This window comes from Halorubrum laminariae (assembly GCF_024494655.1).
In the GTDB taxonomy this organism is placed as follows: domain Archaea; phylum Halobacteriota; class Halobacteria; order Halobacteriales; family Haloferacaceae; genus Halorubrum; species Halorubrum laminariae.
The window spans coordinates 272,542-290,497 of sequence record NZ_JANHDL010000001.1; the positions used below are offsets into that span (position 1 = coordinate 272,542).

20 protein-coding genes and 1 tRNA gene are annotated in these 17,956 nt (G+C 68.2%); 8 read left to right on the plus strand and 13 right to left on the minus strand.

All coding sequences use genetic code 11. The annotated features are described in order from the left end of the window. Positions 1-34: 34 nt before the first annotated feature. Positions 35-1,318: an MFS transporter gene (locus NO887_RS01270; RefSeq protein ID WP_256416699.1), complete on the minus strand. Its 1,284-nt coding sequence runs from the start codon at positions 1,316-1,318 to the stop codon at positions 35-37. A gap of 147 nt (positions 1,319-1,465) precedes the next feature. Next, positions 1,466-1,600: a hypothetical protein gene (locus tag NO887_RS01275; RefSeq protein ID WP_256416700.1), complete on the minus strand. Its 135-nt coding sequence runs from the start codon at positions 1,598-1,600 to the stop codon at positions 1,466-1,468. Between the two features lie 179 nt (positions 1,601-1,779). Here NO887_RS01275 and NO887_RS01280 point away from each other — a divergent pair, with 179 nt between their 5' ends. From NO887_RS01280 to dpsA, 3 genes are all read left to right on the plus strand, one after another. Next, positions 1,780-2,955 carry a CARDB domain-containing protein gene (locus NO887_RS01280; RefSeq protein WP_256416701.1) on the plus strand — a complete coding sequence of 392 codons (1,176 nt, stop codon included), beginning with the start codon at positions 1,780-1,782 and terminating at the stop codon, positions 2,953-2,955. Then, the gene (locus NO887_RS01285) at positions 2,952-4,220 is read left to right on the plus strand and encodes an ABC transporter substrate-binding protein (protein WP_256416702.1); all 1,269 of its coding nucleotides are present in this window, start codon (positions 2,952-2,954) and stop codon (positions 4,218-4,220) included. The genes NO887_RS01280 and NO887_RS01285 overlap by 4 nt, the downstream gene beginning before the upstream one ends. A gap of 214 nt (positions 4,221-4,434) precedes the next feature. Next, on the plus strand, positions 4,435-4,980 hold the full coding sequence (gene dpsA, locus NO887_RS01290) for a DNA starvation/stationary phase protection protein DpsA (RefSeq protein ID WP_256416703.1): 546 nt from the start codon (positions 4,435-4,437) through the stop codon (positions 4,978-4,980). Between the two features lie 129 nt (positions 4,981-5,109). Here dpsA and NO887_RS01295 read toward each other — a convergent pair whose 3' ends face one another. The 6 genes from NO887_RS01295 to NO887_RS01320 form a co-directional block, all read right to left on the minus strand. After that, positions 5,110-5,448 (minus strand): amphi-Trp domain-containing protein, encoded by a 339-nt coding sequence (locus NO887_RS01295; protein ID WP_256416704.1) that lies wholly within the window; start codon positions 5,446-5,448, stop codon positions 5,110-5,112. Between the two features lie 5 nt (positions 5,449-5,453). Further along, complete coding sequence (locus tag NO887_RS01300) at positions 5,454-5,621, minus strand: hypothetical protein (protein WP_256416705.1); 168 nt, start codon at positions 5,619-5,621, stop codon at positions 5,454-5,456. A gap of 124 nt (positions 5,622-5,745) precedes the next feature. Then, positions 5,746-6,147 carry a metal-dependent transcriptional regulator gene (locus NO887_RS01305; RefSeq protein ID WP_256416706.1) on the minus strand — a complete coding sequence of 134 codons (402 nt, stop codon included), beginning with the start codon at positions 6,145-6,147 and terminating at the stop codon, positions 5,746-5,748. A gap of 10 nt (positions 6,148-6,157) precedes the next feature. Further along, a complete protein-coding gene (locus tag NO887_RS01310) occupies positions 6,158-6,379 on the minus strand; it encodes a hypothetical protein (protein ID WP_256416707.1) in 222 nt (73 codons plus the stop codon). A gap of 9 nt (positions 6,380-6,388) precedes the next feature. Then, positions 6,389-7,099: a thermonuclease family protein gene (locus NO887_RS01315; protein WP_256416708.1), complete on the minus strand. Its 711-nt coding sequence runs from the start codon at positions 7,097-7,099 to the stop codon at positions 6,389-6,391. A 443-nt stretch (positions 7,100-7,542) separates the two neighbouring features. Next, positions 7,543-7,614 (minus strand) — tRNA-Ala (locus tag NO887_RS01320). A 240-nt stretch (positions 7,615-7,854) separates the two neighbouring features. On the opposite strand from NO887_RS01320, the gene NO887_RS01325 reads away from it, so the two are divergent. The 3 genes from NO887_RS01325 to NO887_RS01335 all read left to right on the plus strand — a co-directional run bounded on the left by NO887_RS01325 (position 7,855) and on the right by NO887_RS01335 (position 10,468). Then, positions 7,855-8,604, plus strand: coding sequence for a DUF120 domain-containing protein (locus NO887_RS01325; RefSeq protein WP_256416709.1), 750 nt, complete (start codon positions 7,855-7,857; stop codon positions 8,602-8,604). Continuing rightward, positions 8,604-9,341 carry a 3,4-dihydroxy-2-butanone-4-phosphate synthase gene (gene ribB, locus NO887_RS01330; protein WP_256416710.1) on the plus strand — a complete coding sequence of 246 codons (738 nt, stop codon included), beginning with the start codon at positions 8,604-8,606 and terminating at the stop codon, positions 9,339-9,341. The genes NO887_RS01325 and ribB overlap by 1 nt, the downstream gene beginning before the upstream one ends. Positions 9,342-9,538: 197 nt before the next feature. After that, a complete protein-coding gene (locus NO887_RS01335) occupies positions 9,539-10,468 on the plus strand; it encodes a branched-chain amino acid transaminase (RefSeq protein WP_256416711.1) in 930 nt (309 codons plus the stop codon). 58 nt (positions 10,469-10,526) lie between these two features. Here the strand turns inward: NO887_RS01335 and NO887_RS01340 are convergent, their stop codons facing one another. Continuing rightward, a complete protein-coding gene (locus tag NO887_RS01340) occupies positions 10,527-11,306 on the minus strand; it encodes a DUF502 domain-containing protein (RefSeq protein ID WP_256416712.1) in 780 nt (259 codons plus the stop codon). A 157-nt stretch (positions 11,307-11,463) separates the two neighbouring features. Continuing rightward, entirely contained in the window at positions 11,464-12,303 is an 840-nt protein-coding gene (locus NO887_RS01345; protein ID WP_256416713.1) for a proline dehydrogenase family protein, read from the minus strand. An 81-nt stretch (positions 12,304-12,384) separates the two neighbouring features. Between NO887_RS01345 and NO887_RS01350 the strand changes: the two genes are divergently transcribed. Then, positions 12,385-12,930 (plus strand): CDP-2,3-bis-(O-geranylgeranyl)-sn-glycerol synthase, encoded by a 546-nt coding sequence (locus NO887_RS01350; RefSeq protein WP_256416714.1) that lies wholly within the window; start codon positions 12,385-12,387, stop codon positions 12,928-12,930. 37 nt (positions 12,931-12,967) lie between these two features. Here the strand turns inward: NO887_RS01350 and NO887_RS01355 are convergent, their stop codons facing one another. The 3 genes from NO887_RS01355 to NO887_RS01365 all read right to left on the minus strand — a co-directional run bounded on the left by NO887_RS01355 (position 12,968) and on the right by NO887_RS01365 (position 15,149). Next, complete coding sequence (locus NO887_RS01355; RefSeq protein WP_256417011.1) at positions 12,968-13,108, minus strand: DUF7560 family zinc ribbon protein; 141 nt, start codon at positions 13,106-13,108, stop codon at positions 12,968-12,970. A gap of 146 nt (positions 13,109-13,254) precedes the next feature. Next, positions 13,255-14,010: an ABC transporter permease gene (locus NO887_RS01360; protein WP_256416715.1), complete on the minus strand. Its 756-nt coding sequence runs from the start codon at positions 14,008-14,010 to the stop codon at positions 13,255-13,257. Further along, complete coding sequence (locus NO887_RS01365; RefSeq protein ID WP_256416716.1) at positions 14,007-15,149, minus strand: ABC transporter ATP-binding protein; 1,143 nt, start codon at positions 15,147-15,149, stop codon at positions 14,007-14,009. Before NO887_RS01365 ends, NO887_RS01360 begins: the two co-directional genes overlap by 4 nt. A gap of 142 nt (positions 15,150-15,291) precedes the next feature. Between NO887_RS01365 and folP the strand changes: the two genes are divergently transcribed. Further along, entirely contained in the window at positions 15,292-17,955 is a 2,664-nt protein-coding gene (gene folP, locus NO887_RS01370) for a dihydropteroate synthase (RefSeq protein WP_256416717.1), read from the plus strand. Position 17,956: the final 1 nt, after the last annotated feature.

Sequence of the window (17,956 nt, forward strand, 5' to 3'; positions counted from 1 at the left end):
CCTAGCGCGAGCCACTTCGTCGAAACGCCGGCGATCAGTCCCTCCGGGTCGCGAGGCGCACGACCGCGGTCGCACAGAGCGCGCCGACGGTCGCGATCGCGGCCAGCACGATGAACAGTTCGCTCGCTCCCGCTCTGGTCAGGACCGTGCCGGCGAGCGCCGCGCCGAGCGATCCGACCCCGAAGATGGCGAGGTAGGTGAAGCCGAACGAGAGGCCCCGAGAGTCGGGCGGCGAGTAGGCGGCGACCGTCGCCTGCGAGAGCGGTTGGACGGTGAACAGCGCGACGCCGAGCAGCAGCGAGACCACGAGGAACGTCGCGGTGGTCCCGCTCGCGGGGACGAAACACAGCGCGAGCGCGGCCAGCGCGGCCATGAGTCCGATCAGCGCGCGCTCCGGCCGGACACGATCGGCGATGCGTCCCCCGAGGTACTGACCGAGCACGCCGACGGTGAGGACGGCGACGTACAGGTAGCGAGCGAGGTCGAACTCCTCGGCGTAGGGGCTCTCGGGGTCGATCAGCTGCACGTCGACGAGCCCGGAGAGCACGTCACCGAGCAGGTCCGGCAGGAAGGTGAGGAACGTCCGGTAGTAGAGCCCGCTCGACACGGCGAACGCCAACACCAGCACGAACCCGCCGGCCATGAGCGCTCGCGTGTCGCCGACGACGCTGTCGAGCGTCATCACCGTCGTGTCGGGGTCCGAACCGGCGTCGTCGCGGTCGTTTGCCGACGACACCGGATCGTCCTCGCGGTCGCTCGCCGCCGATATCCGTTCGACATCGACGGTCGCGCCGTAGCCCGCGACGAGGAGCGCCGGAACCGTGAGCAGCGCGGCAACGACCTCCCAGTCGAAGGCCAAAAGCAGGAGCGCGGTCGCGAGCGGGCCGAGCGCGATTCCGAGGTTTCCACCGATGCCGTGATATCCCAAGGCGGTGCCGCGCTGGTCGATTGACCGCGAGATCAGTGCGAGTCCGGCCGGGTGGTAGACGCTCGCGGTGACTCCCCATATTGCGATCGCGAGCATGAGGACGGGAAGCGTCGGTGCGAGGCTCACGAGGAGGAACGAGCCCGCCATGCCGCCGAGACACGCGAGGATGAGCGGCTTCGAACCGAACCGATCGACGAGGATCCCGCCGGGGAGCGCGCCGACGCCGAACAGCCCGTATCCGACGGTGACGATTCCGCCGAGCGTCGCCGCAGTCGTCGAGAACTCCGCGATCCACACCGTGAGCAGTATCGGTATCGAGAGTTCGTAGGTGTGAACCAGACCGTGTGCACCAGCGGTGAACGCGACGATCTGACGCTCGGCTGTGTCCATCGATCCGACGTTCACCGCCGGCGCTCATAGGTGCCGGGATATCCGTCGGAGTTGCCGCGAGGTGGCTGGGGGTGCCGCGAGGTGGCTGGGGGTGCCGCGAGGTGGCCGCCGTCGTGAGCCGGGCGAAGCCACGGTGAAGCGGCGGGACTAAGCGTAATTGAGGTACGTGTACACCAGCAGTCCAACGGAGACCACAGTCACGAGCACCAGCCAGCCGACCATGATCGCGCCCATCTGGCGATGCGTGAGGTTCTGTCCCTCGAGTATCTCTGAGACGCTCATACCGGCACCAATTCACGGAGAGTATATAATGGGTCTGTCTCGCGCGGCCTCCGGTCGGCACCGGACTACCGAGGTCGGTGCCGAACGCGCCCGCCGAGACGCCGAGTACACGTCATGTATTTTAGGCTAGCCTAAGAATTCCGGAACCTATTTGTACGTTTTAGGCTAGCCTAAATACGATGGTACAAACGAGCGATATCGGTTGCGGACGGCGTGTATTAGTAGGTGTTCTGGCGTGTCTCGTGCTCGCAGGGGGGCTTGCGGCCGGCGGATCTGCCGCGCCGCCGCAGGTGTTCGTGTCGTCGGTAGACGTTTCCGACGACGAGCCGACGGCTGGGGACTCGATCGTCGTGACGCCGACCGTCTCGTACTCGGGATCCGAGGACGGGAGTTTCGAGGTGACACAGGTGACGTTAGAGGGTCTCGACGGCACGCGGCACGCCGACGAATCGGACCTCGGCACGCTCGGCTCTGGAGACGCGCTCGACGTGCCGCTCGGAGCGACGCTGGAGTCGCCCGGCGAGACGCGGCTCGTGGTCCACGTCCGCGGTGTTCAGTACGGCTCCGACGGGCGGCTGGACCGGATCAGCCACACGAAGCGGCCCGTCTTCGTGAGCGTCTCGGAGCCGTCGACGCCGACGGAGACGACGCCGCAGCTCGGCATCGAGGCCGACGAGATGACCACCGGTGCCGAGTCGACGGTCAGCGTCGTCGTCTCGAACGGCGGCGACGACGAACTGACCGATCTCTCACTCGAGCTCTCCGGACTCGGCGGGACGGCGAACCAGACGAAACTCGACCCGGCTCTCGGCGCGGCGAACTCGACCACAATCACCTTCCGCGTCCGGCCGGCCGAGCCCGGTACCCACCCGATCAACGCGACCCTACGGTACGACGGGGGACACGTCGCGGCATCCGAGACGGTCGACGTCGCGCCGCTCGCCGACGACGTAGCGGTCTACGCGACCCTCGACGAACGGAACGGTACCGACGTGCTCCGATACCGGCTGACGAACCACGGTAACGCGCCCGTCCGAAACGCCGTCCTCTCCGGCACGACCGCGGACGCGTCGCTCCCCACGACGGCGCTTCGAACGGTCGACCCCGGCAGCGCGGAAACCACGGTCGTCGAACTCAACGATCGACCGACCGGTCAGGCCACGGTGTCGGCCGCCTACGAGACCGGCGGAACTACGGGGGAGACGAACGAGACAGTCACGCTCGGCGCTGACGGGACGAGCAGCGGTGACCGCGGAATCGGCGGACTGTTCGACCCGCTCGTGTTGCTCTCCGGCGGCGTCTTCATGACGGGATCGACGCTCGCCTACCAGACCTTGCGGGGGCGCGGCCGATGACGCGCGACGACACTCCGACAAGGGGCGACGACACTCCGACGGACTTCCTGACGCGTCGCGGCTGTCTCCGGTACGGCGGCGCGCTCGCCGGCGTCTCACTCGCCGGCTGTAGCGGCCGCTCGGAGTCCGGGGCGAACTCGACGCAGTCAGATACGGCGGACACAGGAGAGGCGTCGGACGCGGGCGACGACACCGACGACGCGACCGCGTCGGAGTCTGACTCGAACGACGGGTACGCGGTGACGATGGCACCGATGGGAACCGTGCGGTTCGAGGCTCCGCCCGAGAGCATCTTCACCCGGCTGACGCACCTCGCCGGGATGGCGTTTGCGCTCGGCCGCGGCGATGACGTGAACGCGATGCACGCGCCAGCGTACTACGACGCGCTCTGGAACCAGTTCACGCCTCGTCTCGACGGTGTCTCGCTCGACTGGACGGGACTGTACTCCTCGTGGAACCCGAGCAGGGAGACGCTGTACGAACTCAACAGCGATGTCCACCTCGCCGATCCGGCCAGCGTGTCCGCGCTTCAGGGCTGGGAGTCGGACGACGTAGAGGCGATCAGCGACGATATCGCGCCGTGGTTCGGCAACCAGTTCAGCGACACGCACGCTAAGCCGCCCGACGAGTGGGCGGACCGATACGCGTACTACGACCTCTGGGAGATGTTCGAACGGGTCTCGCAGGTGTTTCAGGCCGAAGACCGCTATCGAGAACTCGCGGCGGTCCACGATGACCTGCGAGTGACGATCGAGGCGAACCTGCCGCCAGCCGACGATCGCCCGCGTGCGGTGCTGATCGGGGCAAGCGACCTGTCGAGCATCTACGCCTACCGCCTCGACGATCCGGGATTCCTGACCGCACACACCCGGCCACTGAAACCGGCGAGCGCGTTCAGCACCGAGGTGTCGTCCGGCGACACCGTCGACATGGAAGCCCTACTCGAAGCCGATCCGGAGGCGATCCTCGTCCTCGGTGGCCTCCATCCCGAGACGGGAATCGAGTCGATCCGAGCGGAGCTTCGCGACGACGCGGTCGGCCAGCAGATCGACGCGGTCGAACGCGGCCGGGTCTACGCGCAGGGCGCTCGCTACCAGGGCCCGGTCGTGAACCTGTTCCAGTTGGAGATGACCGCCAAACAGCTCTATCCCGACGCGTTCGGCGCGTGGCCGACGTACACGGAGGGACCGTATCCCGAGCTACCCTCCGACGAGCAACTGTTCGACCGGGAGCGCGTCGCCGCTGCGATCACCGGCGACGTGTAGCCACACAGAGGGGTACGGGTCCGACGGCCGGTGCGTTTCGGTGGATCGTCGCCTGATCGCGTTTCGAGATATCGGCGTGTGGTACGGTCTCGACCGCCGAACGCGTCGGACTCTGCTGACTGATCGTGCGGTCAACAGATCGTTTTAGGCCACACGAAAAATTGTTTGTTTATTGAAAAGTTTTAAGAGGATGCGAGACCAATCAGGGAGTGTAATGAGTACACAGAAGTCCGTCCAACAGGAGGCCGGCACCGTCGGCGGGAACTCGGTCCGGCTCGACGAGGAGAAGGCGGCACAGATCATCGAGGCTCTGAACACGGATCTCGCGGACGCATACGTGCTCTACCACCAGCTACACAAACACCACTGGAACGTCGAGGGGGCGGAGTTCCTCGAAATCCACGTGTTCTTACAGGAGGTGTACGAGGACGTCGAGGACGCGGCCGACGAAGTCGCAGAACGGCTGCAGGCGCTCGGCGGCGTACCGCACGCGAGCATGCCGGCGCTCGTCGAGAACGCGACCGTCGAGGCCGAAGACGAGGACGTCTACGACATCCGCACGTCGCTGTCGAACGACCTCGAAATGATGGGCGACATCATCGAGAGCTACCGCGAACACATCGAACTCGCCGCCGGCCTCGGTGATTACGCGACCGAACAGATGCTGCGCGAACAGCTCGAAACCATCGAGGAACACGCCCACCACATCGAACACTACCTCGAAGACGACACGCTCGTTCTCGACTCCGCGACGAACTGAGGCGATATTCCGCCGCTTCCCGTCGCATCGGTTTCCCGTCGCATCGGTTTCCCGTCGCATCGGTTTTCCCGCGTCGTGACGACAGTCCGCAGTCGTCTCCGCCATCTCTCACGAGCCGCTGTCGTCAGGTCACTCCACGTCCGGCGCGCTCTCGTCGGTCCGTCCCGGCAGCTCCAGTTCGATCTCCAGTTCCGGCTCGCCGACGCCCTCGAAGTCGATCGACAGCTCAACCGGCTCTCCGAACGCGAACGGCAGCTCCCACTCGTCGGTGGAGATAGTCAGATCGTCGGCGTCGCGGAGTTGCTCGCCCACGTCGATCAGGAACGACCCCGCCTCGGCCGCGTCCAAGCGGTACTCCTGTTCGAAATCCCTGCCGGTTCTGATAATCGTCCGCTCGGCAGCGTCGGTGCTGTCGCCGGTGTCGTCGACAGCGACGCCGTCGGTAGTGTCGGACTCTGAGTCCGCCATCGTCGCTACCGGACCACGTCGATGGTTACGTCGCTCGCGATCCACCCGTCCGTGTTCCCCGATTCGAGGAACACAGATGTCCCTGGACAGCTCTCACAGAGCGATATCTCGGGTCCGTAATCTGACTCGGGAGCCGACTCCTGTTCGGAACGAGACTGGGTGCCAGCGGCCATTACCGGCGTTTAGGCAGACCTAAAACAAAAAGGGTGTGGTTTGCGTCGCCCCGTCCGATCGGGTGGCGGTCGGTGATACCGCGTGCGGACGGGCTCTCCCCGGAGCGGACTCTCGCCGAGTCGATCACGAATCGGACGCCAACAAGTGCTCTTCCGACGCCGCAGCGTCGGCGTCGAGCGGGAGCGTCGACGCCAGCCGCTCGGCGACGACCGGACTCACGGTTCCGGCAAGTTCCATCGCCTCCTCCTCGTAGTCGTCCAGCCCGAGGACGGTCTCGAAGAACCGCGAGAGCGTGGCGTAGGTGTCATACAGTTCCGTTGCGGTCTCGCGGCCCTCGGCAGTCAGCGTCGCTCCCTCGTAAGGCTCGTGCGCGACCAGTCCGCGGTCGTCGAGTCGCTGGAGCATCTCCGTTGTCGCCGCGGGTGACCGCCCGACTGCGTCGGCTATCGCTCCGGGAGACACCGGTTCGGCGTCCCGCTGCTCCGCGACGTAGACGACGAGGAGGTACCGCGCGTCGTCTCCCATCGTCCACGACTCACCCCTCCGACGACCGATCGTCGCCCGAGCCGCCGCGCGTCGTCTCCGAGTCGGATCCAGTCGGGGACGCTCCCGTCTCGTCGTCCGACCCGAAAAGCGCGAGGTAGAGCCACAACTTTGCGCGTGCACGCGACCGGCGAAACCGACGGACGCCGCCGATATCCAGCTTGCGCCGGTTCTGACACGTCTGATCAGCGGGGCCGCCGTCGTCGCTCGCCATGTTTTTAGGCTACCCTAAACAATTATAATTGTTCCGGACGGCAGGCGTACATATCTCGGTCGGGGAACCGGAACGACCACCCGGTGAGATTGGCTCGCAAGCGAACGTCGCCGATCCCGGTCTGGAGTCGTTCGTCGCCTCGAAGCCCCACAGTCCGGCGGACTCCGCACGCGCCTCCCGCTCCGTTTCGCGGAGCGCCTCACGCATGGAGAACGGGGTGTCGTACAGCCGCGCGTAGCCGTTCGCGAGGAGTTGCTCGTTGACGTTCTCGCCGTCGACGTACACGTACGCGAGCAGTCGACCGAACCCGCCGCGGCGGTTCGCGTCCGGATCGGTCTCGATCCGGACGGTCTCGTTCGCGAGTGTGTCGGTCGCGTACCGGGTCGCTCGTTGGCCCCACGTGTGGAGGTGGTCGCGTCCGGCAGCCGTGTCGGGGATTCCGAACTCCTCGGGCGTAACAGAGTCGCGGGTCGTCTCGGGCGTGTCGACGCCCAACAGCCGAACGGTGTCGGTCTCGCCGTTCGGGAACGCGACCTCGATCGTGTCCCCGTCGATCACCCGCGTGACGGTCACGACCCACTCGGTCCCCGAGTCGGGACCGCGCGTCTCGTCGGCTGCGTCCGCCGACGGCGACGGCCGTTCGTCGTTTCCCGCCATTCCGCCACAGCCCGCGAGACCGATGAAAAGCGCCACTGCGAGGACCGCTATCGTCTTATTCACGTCTACGACCGCGCACACCTCGCATCCACAAGAATCGTTCGCCCGGGTACCATGTGCTCTAATTTCGCTCGGTGACCGAGGCAGATGGATCGATCGTCACTGCATCGTCGTCTCGGAAGGACAGAGGAAGGAACTCTCGATTGTTCACTGGGTTTATTGAATAATCTAAATAATATATTTGGGTAGAGAAGGAATCAGCTAGCGGTTTGGGGAACTTTCGAAAAGACAACCGAAAAGTATGGCCTCGCGGAGATTTTGAACCAAAGCCAGACGTGCTTGATCACTGCGTTCATTGCACACGGCCGGCAGGGTTCAAATCTCGCTCGTTACAGTGATGCGCCACTCGCGACGTTGCTCGCGGCATAAAACATGGACTCGCGGGGGTCTCGTGAGCGAAGCGAACGAGACCAAGCGGGGAAACGAGACGAACGAAGTGAGTCGAGTGGACTCGCGGGGATTTGAACCCCGGGCCTCTTCCTTGCGAAGGAAGCGATCTGCCGCTGATCTACGAGCCCTCATCGTCGAACAATTGCCGTTCGTATTTGTACCTTACCTTTCCGCGACTCGTACGGGGGACGTTCGCACTGAACGCCGGACCGTCGCGCGGTCGCCGCGACCGACGGGATTAGGTGACTGCCGCGTCAACCCTCACGTCCGAGTCTTGTCGACGCCGGCGGACTGGGCTACATCATCACGGTTTTGAGACGCATCACGTATTCGTTACCCTTTTGCGTTCGCAGACCCCACGTTGGCGTATGGCAGAAGCGACGGCGACGGCTGACCCCGACCCGGCCGCGATCGCGGCCCTGAAACACGTCGGGCTCGTCGGCGGCCTGACCGAGACGAAGGTGTCGTGTGCGGCCCTCGGCGACCACCTTGATGCCTCGACGCAGACCGCCTCCCGGCGGCTTCAGACCCTCGAATCCGCGGGCTACATCGAGCGCGACGTGGTCGGCGACGGGCAGTGGGTCCGGGTCACGGACGCGGGCGAGGCCGCGCTGCGCGCGGAGTACGCCGACTACCGGCGGCTCTTCGAGACCGACGTCGACCTCGTCCTCCGCGGCACGGTCACCGGCGGAATGGGCGAGGGCCGCCACTACATCACCCTGCCCGGCTACGCGGAGCAGTTCCGATCGCGGCTCGGCTACGAGCCGTTCCCCGGGACGCTCAACGTCGACCTGAACGAGGAGAGCGTCCGCCGGCGCGGTGAACTCGCCGGGATCGACGCGGTCCCGATCGACGCGTGGGAGGACGACGACCGGACCTACGGCGCGGCCTCGTGTTACGGCGTCACCCTAGTCGCCGGCGACGAGCGCTACGAGGAGGTCCACGCGATCGTTCCCGACCGCACCCACCACGACGACGATCAACTGGAGCTCATCGCGCCGGAACGGCTCCGTGACGCGCTCTCGCTCGACGACGGCGACTCCGTCGAGATCCGCGTGGCGGCGGCTGATCGGGTCGACGAGCCGGGGACCGACGCGGTCGAGACGGAGGTGGCCTGATGCGCGTCGACGCCGATGTCGACGGTTCGAGCGCCGACACCGACGAGTCCACCGCCGACCGCCCGACGGCCGATCGGTCGTCCGTCGACCGCGCGCTCGACGCGTTCCGCGCCGGCGACCCGGTCTGTGTCCACGACTTCGCGGACCGCGAGGGCGAGACGGACATCGTCTATCCCGCTGGCGCGGTCGACGAGGCCGCGGTCGCGCACATGCGCAACGACGCCGGCGGACTGATCTGCGTCGCCGTCGACGATCCTGTCGCCGACGCGTTCGACCTCCCATTCCTCGCCGACGCCCTCGACCACCCGGCCGTCGACGACGCCCCCGCCTACGACGACCGGTCGTCGTTCTCCCTTCCCGTCAATCATCGCGAGACGTTCACGGGGATCACGGACGAGGACCGCGCCCGGACGATCGTCGAGCTGGCGAACGCGGCCGCGGCGGCGGCCGCCGACCCCACCGGATACGGGCCCGAGGACTTCGCGGCGGAATTCCGCGCGCCCGGACACGTCCACGTGCTCCGGGGCGCTCGCGACGGGCTCGCCGGCAGGACCGGCCACACCGAACTCGGCCTCGCGATGGCCGAGGCGGTCGACGCCGCGCCGGCCGCCGTCGTCTGTGAGATGCTCGACGACGAGACGGGCGCGGCGCTGTCGCCCGCGGACGCCGCCGCCTACGCCGAGCGACGTGGAATCCCCTACGTCGAGGGCGCAGATCTGGTCGCGGCGCTCGACTAGCGATCCGCAGCTGTCGGCGGAGTTGGGGAGGCCCGTGCGAGGCTGAAAAGCCGCTGTGCGGGGTTGGAGAACACGCGGAAGCGCCGCCGGCTGACCGGAAGGTTTGTGGGCGATGTGGCGCACGCGATACCCTTCCGGATCGGAGATCGGGGCGTATATCTAACAAATTTAAGCCGGGAGGTCACGACCGTTCGTATATGGGATTCGACGAGATGGATGTCGACACGATCTGGAAGAACGGGGAGTTCCTCGACTGGGAGGACGCGACTACCCACGTTCTGACGCACGCGCTCCACTACGGGACGGGCGTGTTCGAGGGCGTCCGCTGTTACGACACCGAGGAGGGACCGGCGATCTTCCGCTGGGAGGAGCATCTCGACCGTCTGTTCGACTCCGCGAAGCTGTACGACTTAGATATCGACTACTCGCGCGAAGAACTCACCGAGGCGACGCTCGAACTCCTCGACCGGCAGGATCTGGAGTCCGCCTACATCCGACCGATCGCCTACTACGGCTACGACTCGCTCGGCGTCTCGCCCGCCGACTGTCCGACCGATCTCGTGCTCGCGGCGTGGCCGTGGGGCGCGTACCTCGGCGAAGAGGCCCTCGAAGAGGGCGTCGACGTGATGGTCTCCTCGTGGCGGAAACACGCCTCCTCGCAGGTCCCCACGAACGTGAAGACCACCGGCCTCTACGTCAACTCCATGCTCGCGGGCGAGGAGGCCCGCCGAAACGGATACGTCGAGGCCGTCGTCTTGAACAAGGAGGGGAACGTCGCCGAGGGACCGGGCGAGAACATCTTCATGATCAACGACGGCGAGATCTACACGACCGGTCCGGCCCAGTCGATCCTAGAGGGGATCACCCGCGACACCGTCATCACGCTCGCCGAGGAGCGGGGCTACGAGGTCAACGACGAGGCCGTGATCTCCCGCGGACAGCTGTACACCGCCGACGAGCTGTTCTTCACCGGCTCCGCTGCCGAGGTGACGCCGATCCGCTCCGTCGACGACACGGAGATCGGCACGGGCACCCGCGGTCCGGTCACGGAAGAACTACAGGACGCGTTCTTCGAGCTTATCGAGCGCCGCACCGACGCGCACGACGATTGGTTCACTTACTTGTAGGCTTGACGCAGGGTCCCCTCGTCGCCACTCGCCGTTCCGAGCCATATATGCGCTCCGCCTACTCCGAGCCCGCACCGACGCCGCCCGCGGATTCGGTGGCCCTCCCTTCGCCGCCGGAGGCACCTTCCCGGCCGGATGCGTCCTGATCGCCTCCGCCGGGACGGTCTCGCTCTCCCGGGTTCCCGGCGGTGGAGACACCGCCGAGACCGCCCGGACGGCCGACGGTGTCGTTCGGTGCCGCCGCTTCCTCGACGGGGACCTGATGGGCCGACTCCGCGAAGCCGGCCGAGAGGACGCGCGTCATCCCCTCCTCAACGGTCTCGCCGGTCTCTTCGATCTTCTCCGGTTCGACTTCGATGACGAACCCGGTCGTGATGTTCGGCGCGGTCGGCATGAACAGGACGACCTTGCCGTCTCGTGTCTTCTTGCCGGTTCGGAACGCGGTCATCCGGATTCCCGGCCAGGTCTCCAGATACACCGGGCTCTGCAGTTCGTCAGTGCCGGAGACGGCCGTTTCGATCGCGAGCTTCGAGGCGTTGTACACCACCCGCAACGCGGGGATGCGGTTTATCGCGCCGTCGACCGCGGACTCCGCCAACCGTCCGAGCGTCGTCCGCATGAAGTAGCCGACCGCGAGGACGATCGTCGCGAACACCGCGAGCGCGATGACGATCCGGGAGACGGGTTCGAGTGGTCCCGGAATGAACGCCGGCTGGAGGTCGTCGATAAGCGGGATCGACGCGATGTAACGGTAGATCCACTGGAGGACGACGAGAAGCACCAACAGGGGTGCCAGCACGATGAGGCCGCTGGCGAAATCGCGTTTCCACGTGGACATCTATCGAATCGGTATGCGGCGGCGAGGGTTAAGAGGGCTTCTACGGCGGACCGCAAACACCGAACCGCATCCGCGTCACCGAACCGCCTCCGCGACCTCACCGAACCGCATCCGCGTCACCGAACCGCATCCGGGAACACCGATCCCCGTCCACGATTCACCGACCGAGGATCGCCCGAGCGGCGAACACTAGGTTCTCCCGTCGCTCGCGGACGCGACGCGAGAAGTACGACAGCCACGCGTCGCCGAACGGGGCGTACTGCACCACGTCGACTCCCTGTGCGGCGAGGTCGCGCTGGGCGTCCTCGCGGACACCCATCAGCATCTGCACCTCGTAGTCGGTCCCGAACTCCCGGGCGAGTCGATCGGCGAGCGAGATCATCTCGGGGTCGTGGCTCCCGACGGCGACGCCGCGGTCGCGGTGCTCGAAGAGGTACCGCAGGTCCTCGCGGTACGCCTCGTTCACGGTCGCCTTGTCCGTGTACGCGATCGATTCGGGTTCGTCGTACGCCCCCTTCACCAGCCGGAGCGCGCCGGGCACGTCGACGAGGCGTTCGAGGTCCTCGCGGGTGCGACGGAGGTTCGACTGAACGCACTGGCCGACGCGCCACGGGTGGTCGGCGGCGATCGACGCGAAGGCGTCGAGGGTCGCGTCGGTGGTGTCTGCGCCCTCCATGTCACACCAGACGAACGCGCCAACGTCTGCGGCGTGCGAGACGACCTCGCGGTAGTGCGTCTCGAACAGCTCGATAGCGATGTCCAGCCCGAGCTGGGAGGGTTTCACCGAGAGACACGCGTCGAGTCCGCTGTCGGCGATGTCGTCGAGCAGCGCGAGGTAGGCGTCCACGTCGGCGCGGACGTCGGCTGCGTCGGCGTAGTGCTCGCCGAGCAAGTTCAGGATGACCGCGATGCCGTCCTCGTTGCACGCCCGCGCGTGGTCGAGGGCCTCCGGGACGGTCTCGCCGGCGACGAACCGACGGGCGATCGGCGGGATCATACCTCACGTTGGCTCGGCAACGACTTCACGGTTCCGCGCGTCGATCCGAGTATATATACTCCCGCCGAGCGACGCTCGGATATGATCGGTTCGCTCGTCGCGACGGCGTTCTGGGCGATGGTCCCCGCGTACGTACCGAACAACGCCGCAGTGCTCGCGGGCGGCGGTCGCCCCATCGACGGCGGCCGCGAGTGGCGTGGCGCGCGGCTGCTCGGCGACGGAAAGACTTGGCGTGGCACGGCCGTCGGCACGCTCGTCGGCGTCGTCCTCGCGCTGGCGCTCAATCGCCTCAACGGCCCCGCGAGCGCCGTTCTCGGCGTCGACCTCCCCCCGCTCTTCGGACTCCCCGCCGCGTTCGCGCTGGCGTTCGGTGCGATGTGCGGCGACATTGGGGCCTCCTTTCTCAAGCGGCGGTCCGGCCGCGAACGCGGCGCGGCGTTCCCGGGCGTCGATCAGCTCGACTTCGTCGTCGGCGCGCTCGCGCTTGTCTTCCTCGTCGACCCTGCGTGGGCGACGGACGTGTTCACGCTCCCGGTACTCGCGGCCGTCGTCGTGATAACGCCCGTGCTCCACGTTGTGACGAACGTCGGCGCGCACGCGCTCGGGCTGAAGAACGAACCCTGGTGACCCACCACCTCGACACCCCCGCCGAGGCCGGTGCGGGCTACTCCTCCGCGACGAAGTCGTCCTCGCTGGCGGACGAGGTACACACCGGACAGCCGGTCGCGAGGATCGTCTCTCTCATCTCCTCGTTCACCTCGATGGACTGCTCACAGTCGGCGCAGATGAATTCGACGGTCGTCAACACGAGTCCTCTCGTCTCTTCGAGAAGGCAGCAGACGATATAAATGGCCGGCTTTCGGGCGGAACTCGTTGGCACGCTTGACGGCGGACGGCTCGGAAAGGGATGACGAGGTCCCCGTATCCGCCACGCCGAGCGATCGACTCGGCTCAGTCCGTCCGCGGGACCGCGTACGCGCCGACCGCGAGGAAGGCGACGGCGAGCGCCGCAAGCACCGCCAGATCCCCGGTCCACGCGCCGCCGTCGAAGGTGATCGCTCGCGTGCCGCGAGCGAAGTACGTCAGCGGCGAGGCGGCGACGGCCGGCAGGAACCAGTCGGGCAACAGCGTGGGCGGGACGAACGTCTCAGAGAGGAAAAGCAGCGGCAGCGCGACGGTGTTGCTCGCGGCGATCACGCCGTCCTGTGAGTCCGAGAGCGCACCGAGGATCGCGCCCAGCCCGCAAAACAGCGCGACGGCGACGGCGACGAACGCGGGGAGCGCCGCGAGCGCCGGCGAGATCGCGAGCGTCGCGTCGGTCACCGCGAGCACCAACGCGAGGATGAGGAGGCTCGCCGCGCCGATGATCCCCACGTTGACGAGCGTGTGCGCGAGCAGCCACTCGCCCCGCGACAGCGGGGTCGTCGCCAGCTTCTCGAACCGCCCGCCGTCGCGGTGGCGAGCGATCTCGGAACCGACCCGCGAGAGCGGTGTGAAGAGGACGACCACGGCGAGGTACCCCGGAATGTAGTATCCGGCCGGCTCCGCGAACAGCCCGCCGCCGGTCGGCTGGGTGCGGACTAGCGCCCCGAAGATGACCACGAGGATCACGGGGAAGAAGAACGTGAAGAACACCGCCGTCCGCCGCCGGAGGAACGACCGCGCCGCCGCGGTCGCCTCGGTCCCGATCCGTCCGATCCGGCTCATCGGTCGGCCTCCCCGTCCGCGCTCTCGCTCCCGTCCGGCATCGTCGTCTCCTCGCGCGGCGAGTACTCCTCGCCCGTGAGCCGCAGGTACACGTCTTCGAGCGACGGTTCGGTCCACGCGAGCGATTCGAAGGTTACCCCCGCCGCGTCGAGGGCGTCGACCGCGTCGCCGATCGCTTCCGGCCGGACTCCGAGGATCCGGAGCCCGTCGGCGGTCGGTTCCACCGTCGCGCCGCCCGGCAGCGAGGTCACAGTCGCCTCGTCGCTGGCGGCGGCTTCATCGACTTCGTCGCCGGCGGCTTTGTCGGCTTCGTCGCCGGCGGCGGTGACTGCCTCGGCGACCCTCTCGACGACCTCGTCGCTCGCGGGATCGTCGAGCGTCACGTCAAGCCGCGGCTCGCCGCCGTGTTTGGCGATCAGGTCGTCCGGCGGTCCGACGGCGACGACGCTCCCGTCGCGGAGGAGTGCGACGCGGTCCGCGAGCCGTTCGACCTCGTCCATCGCGTGGCTCGTGAGGAAGACGGTCGTCCCGTCGCCGGCCAGCCGCTCTATCAGCCGGTGGATCGCGCGCCGGCCGGCCGGGTCGATTCCGGTGGTGGGCTCGTCCAGGAAGAGGAGGTCGGGGTCGTTGACGATGGCGGTCGCGACGCAGGTCCGCCGCTTCTGTCCCCCCGAAAGCGTCTCGTACCACGCCTCGGCGTCGTCGGCCATGCCGACGTCTCGGAGCACGCTGTCGGCGTCGCGGGCGGTGTCGTAGAGCCCGCCGTAGTACGCGACGAGCTCGCTCGCCGTCAGCCGCTCCGGCGGGTCGAACGACTGGGGGAGCAGCCCGATCCGCTGCGGATCCACGTCGCGCGGAGGCACGCCGAACGTCTTCAGCTCGCCGTCGGCCGTCGTCGTCCCCGTCAGCGCGCGGACGAGCGTCGTCTTTCCCGCGCCGTTCGGGCCGATGAGCCCGAACACCTCGCCGGACTCGACGCGGAGGTCGACGCCAGCGAGCGCGACGACGTCGCCGTACGACTTCCGAACGTCCTCGGCGACGACGACCGGAGCGGCTTCGGAGGCTGCGTCGCCGGGGTCGGTGTCTCTCGGGGCGGCGTCCGCCGACGCCCCTCGCGTCGCGGCCGCTGTCTCGTTCATGCGAGCGGATCGGTCTCCCGCGCGCGTAAGGGTTGCTCTTCGAGTGCGTGACTGACGGCGATTGCCCCTCTTCGAGCGCGGATTCGACCCCCGATCGTCCCGGTCCGTTACGCCTAAGCGACGCCGAACCGACCCACGGTGTATGCACTACCACGAGGCGGCGGCGTTCCTCTTCGACCTCCGCCGCTTCTCGGTCAAGCCGGGGACGGAGCGCGTCGCGGCGCTCCTCGACCGGCTCGGACATCCCGAAAACGCGGTGTCGTTCGTGCAGGTCGCGGGCTCAAACGGGAAGGGAAGCACGGCGCGGATGACCGAGTCGATCCTGCGCGAGGCCGGCCTCTCGGTCGGACTGTACACCTCGCCGCACCTCTCCGCGCTCACGGAGCGGGTCCGAGTCGACGGGCTTGCGATGACCGAAGACGCGGTCGCTGACTTCGTCGGCGAAGTACAGCCGTGGCTCGTCGAGCGCGCGGCGGCCGGAGAACCCCTCACCTTCTTCGAGGTCGTCACCGCGATGGCGGTCCGCGAGTTCGCGCGCCGCGGCGTCGACGTCGCGGTGCTGGAGGTCGGTCTCGGCGGCGAGTACGACGCGACCAGCGCGGTCGACCCGGTCGCGACCGCAGTCACCAACGTCTCGCTCGAACACACCGACGTACTGGGCGACACAGTCGCGGAGATAGCCCGCACGAAGGCCCGCATCGCGGGGGAGGGGACGCCCCTCGTGACCGCCTGCGAGGGAGAGGCGCTCGACGTGGTCCGCGAGGTCGCGGCCGAGGCCGGCGCGCCGGTCGTGACGGTTGCAGGCGCGAGCGAAGATGACCCGACAACCGCTGGCGACGCCGACCTCTCGGTCGCCTACGGCGGCCGCGTGAGCCCGAGCGACGCCGCGGTGACGCTCGCCGGCGAGCGCGACGGGACGTACCGGATCCCCCTCGTCGGCGCGCATCAGGCGACGAACGCCGGGATCGCCGCCGCGCTCGCCGAGCGGACGGCGCGTGCGATCGGTAGCGATGACGCCGACGGCGACGCGGAGGGCACAGACAGCGCGCGCCCCGACCGCGCACCCCACAGTCCCGCACTCCCGGACGCCACCCTCCGCGACGGGCTGGCGCGGGCGACGTGGCCGGGGCGGTTCGAGGTCGTCGACACCGCGCCGCTGACGGTGTTCGACGGGGCGCATAACCCCGCCGCCTGCGACACGCTCGCGGGGACGCTCGCCGAGTACGACTACGACGACCTCCACCTCGTGTACGGCGCGATGTGCGACAAAGACCACGTCGCCGCCGTCGGCTCGCTCCCGCCCGCCGCCTCCGCGATCACCTGTCGTCCCGACCTCGACCGCGCGGAAGACCCCGACGTGCTGGCGGCCGCGCTCCGGTCTGCGGGCGTCGACGCGGTGACGAGCGGCGACGACGTGGCGGCCGCGCTCTGCGACGCCGTCTCCCGCGCCAACCCCGACGACTGCGTGCTGCTCGTGGGGTCGCTGTTCGCGGTCGCGGAGGCCCGTGCCGCCCGCTTCCGCACCGTGACTCCCCGGCGGAGTGGCAGCGAGCGCGACGCCGCCCGGGCGCTCGACGCGACGGGCATTCCGCCGGCGATCGCCGACGAGCGCGTCGAGGGGATTGACCACCGGGTCCTCGCGCTTCGACTGCGTGGCGACCGCGCGTCGCAGATCGCGGCCGCGCTCCGCGCGGTCGGCGGCGAGGCGATCGTCGGCGGCGTGGGTGCCGGCGAGGGACGCGTCCCGAGCGGCGAGCGCGTCCCCGTCACGCTGGCGGGAACGGTCACGGAGTTTCGGGCCCTGCTGGATCGGATCGGCGGCGATCGAGAGTTCGCCGGCACCAGCCGTGAGTTCGCCGGCATCGTGGCCGACATCGCTGACCGGCTCGGTATTCGGGACGCCGACTCGGTTTCGGGAGAGCCGAACGACGACGCCCCCAACTACCCGTGGATCGACGGCACCGCGGTGATGGGCGTGCTCAACGTCACGCCGGACTCGTTCCACGACGGCGGCCGACACGCGAGCCGCGAAGACGCGGTCGCGGGGGTCAAGCGCATGGTCGCCGCCGGCGTCGACATCGTCGACATCGGCGGCGAATCGACGCGCCCCGGCGCGGAGCCGGTGCCGGTCGACGAGGAGATCGACCGAGTCGTCCCGACGGTCGAAGCGATACAGTCGGTTCCGGCCGTCGCCGACGGCGACGTGCTCGTCTCGATCGACACGCGGAAGCCGGCCGTGGCGGCGGCCGCGCTGGAGGCGGGCGCGGACCTGATAAACGACGTGACCGGGCTCGCGGACCCCGAGATGCGCGAGGTCGTCGCGGACGCCGGCTGTCCGGTCGTGGTGATGCATAGCCTCGACGCACCGGTCGACCCGACGAACGACCCCGAGTACGACGACGTCGTCGACGACGTGATCGCCGCGCTCCGTGAGCGGCTCGCGCTGGCCGAGACGGCCGGGATCGACCGCGACAAGGTGATCGTCGACCCCGGACTTGGCTTCGACACGTCCTCTGCCGAGGCGTTCGAACTGATCGACCGCGTCGGCGAATTCGCCGCGCTCGACTGTCCCGTCCTGATCGGCCACTCGCACAAGTCGATGTTCGGCGCGGTCGGCCGCGCCCCCGACGACCGCGAGCACGCCACCGTCGCGGCGACCGCGCTCGCGGCAGATCGCGGAGCCGACATCATCCGCGTCCACGACGTGGCGGAGAACCGCGCCGCCGTCGACGTCGCCGCGGCGGTCGGCGGATCGCCGCGGGGCAGTTCGGACGAGGTGGCCGACGACAGCGCTCCCGACGAATGAC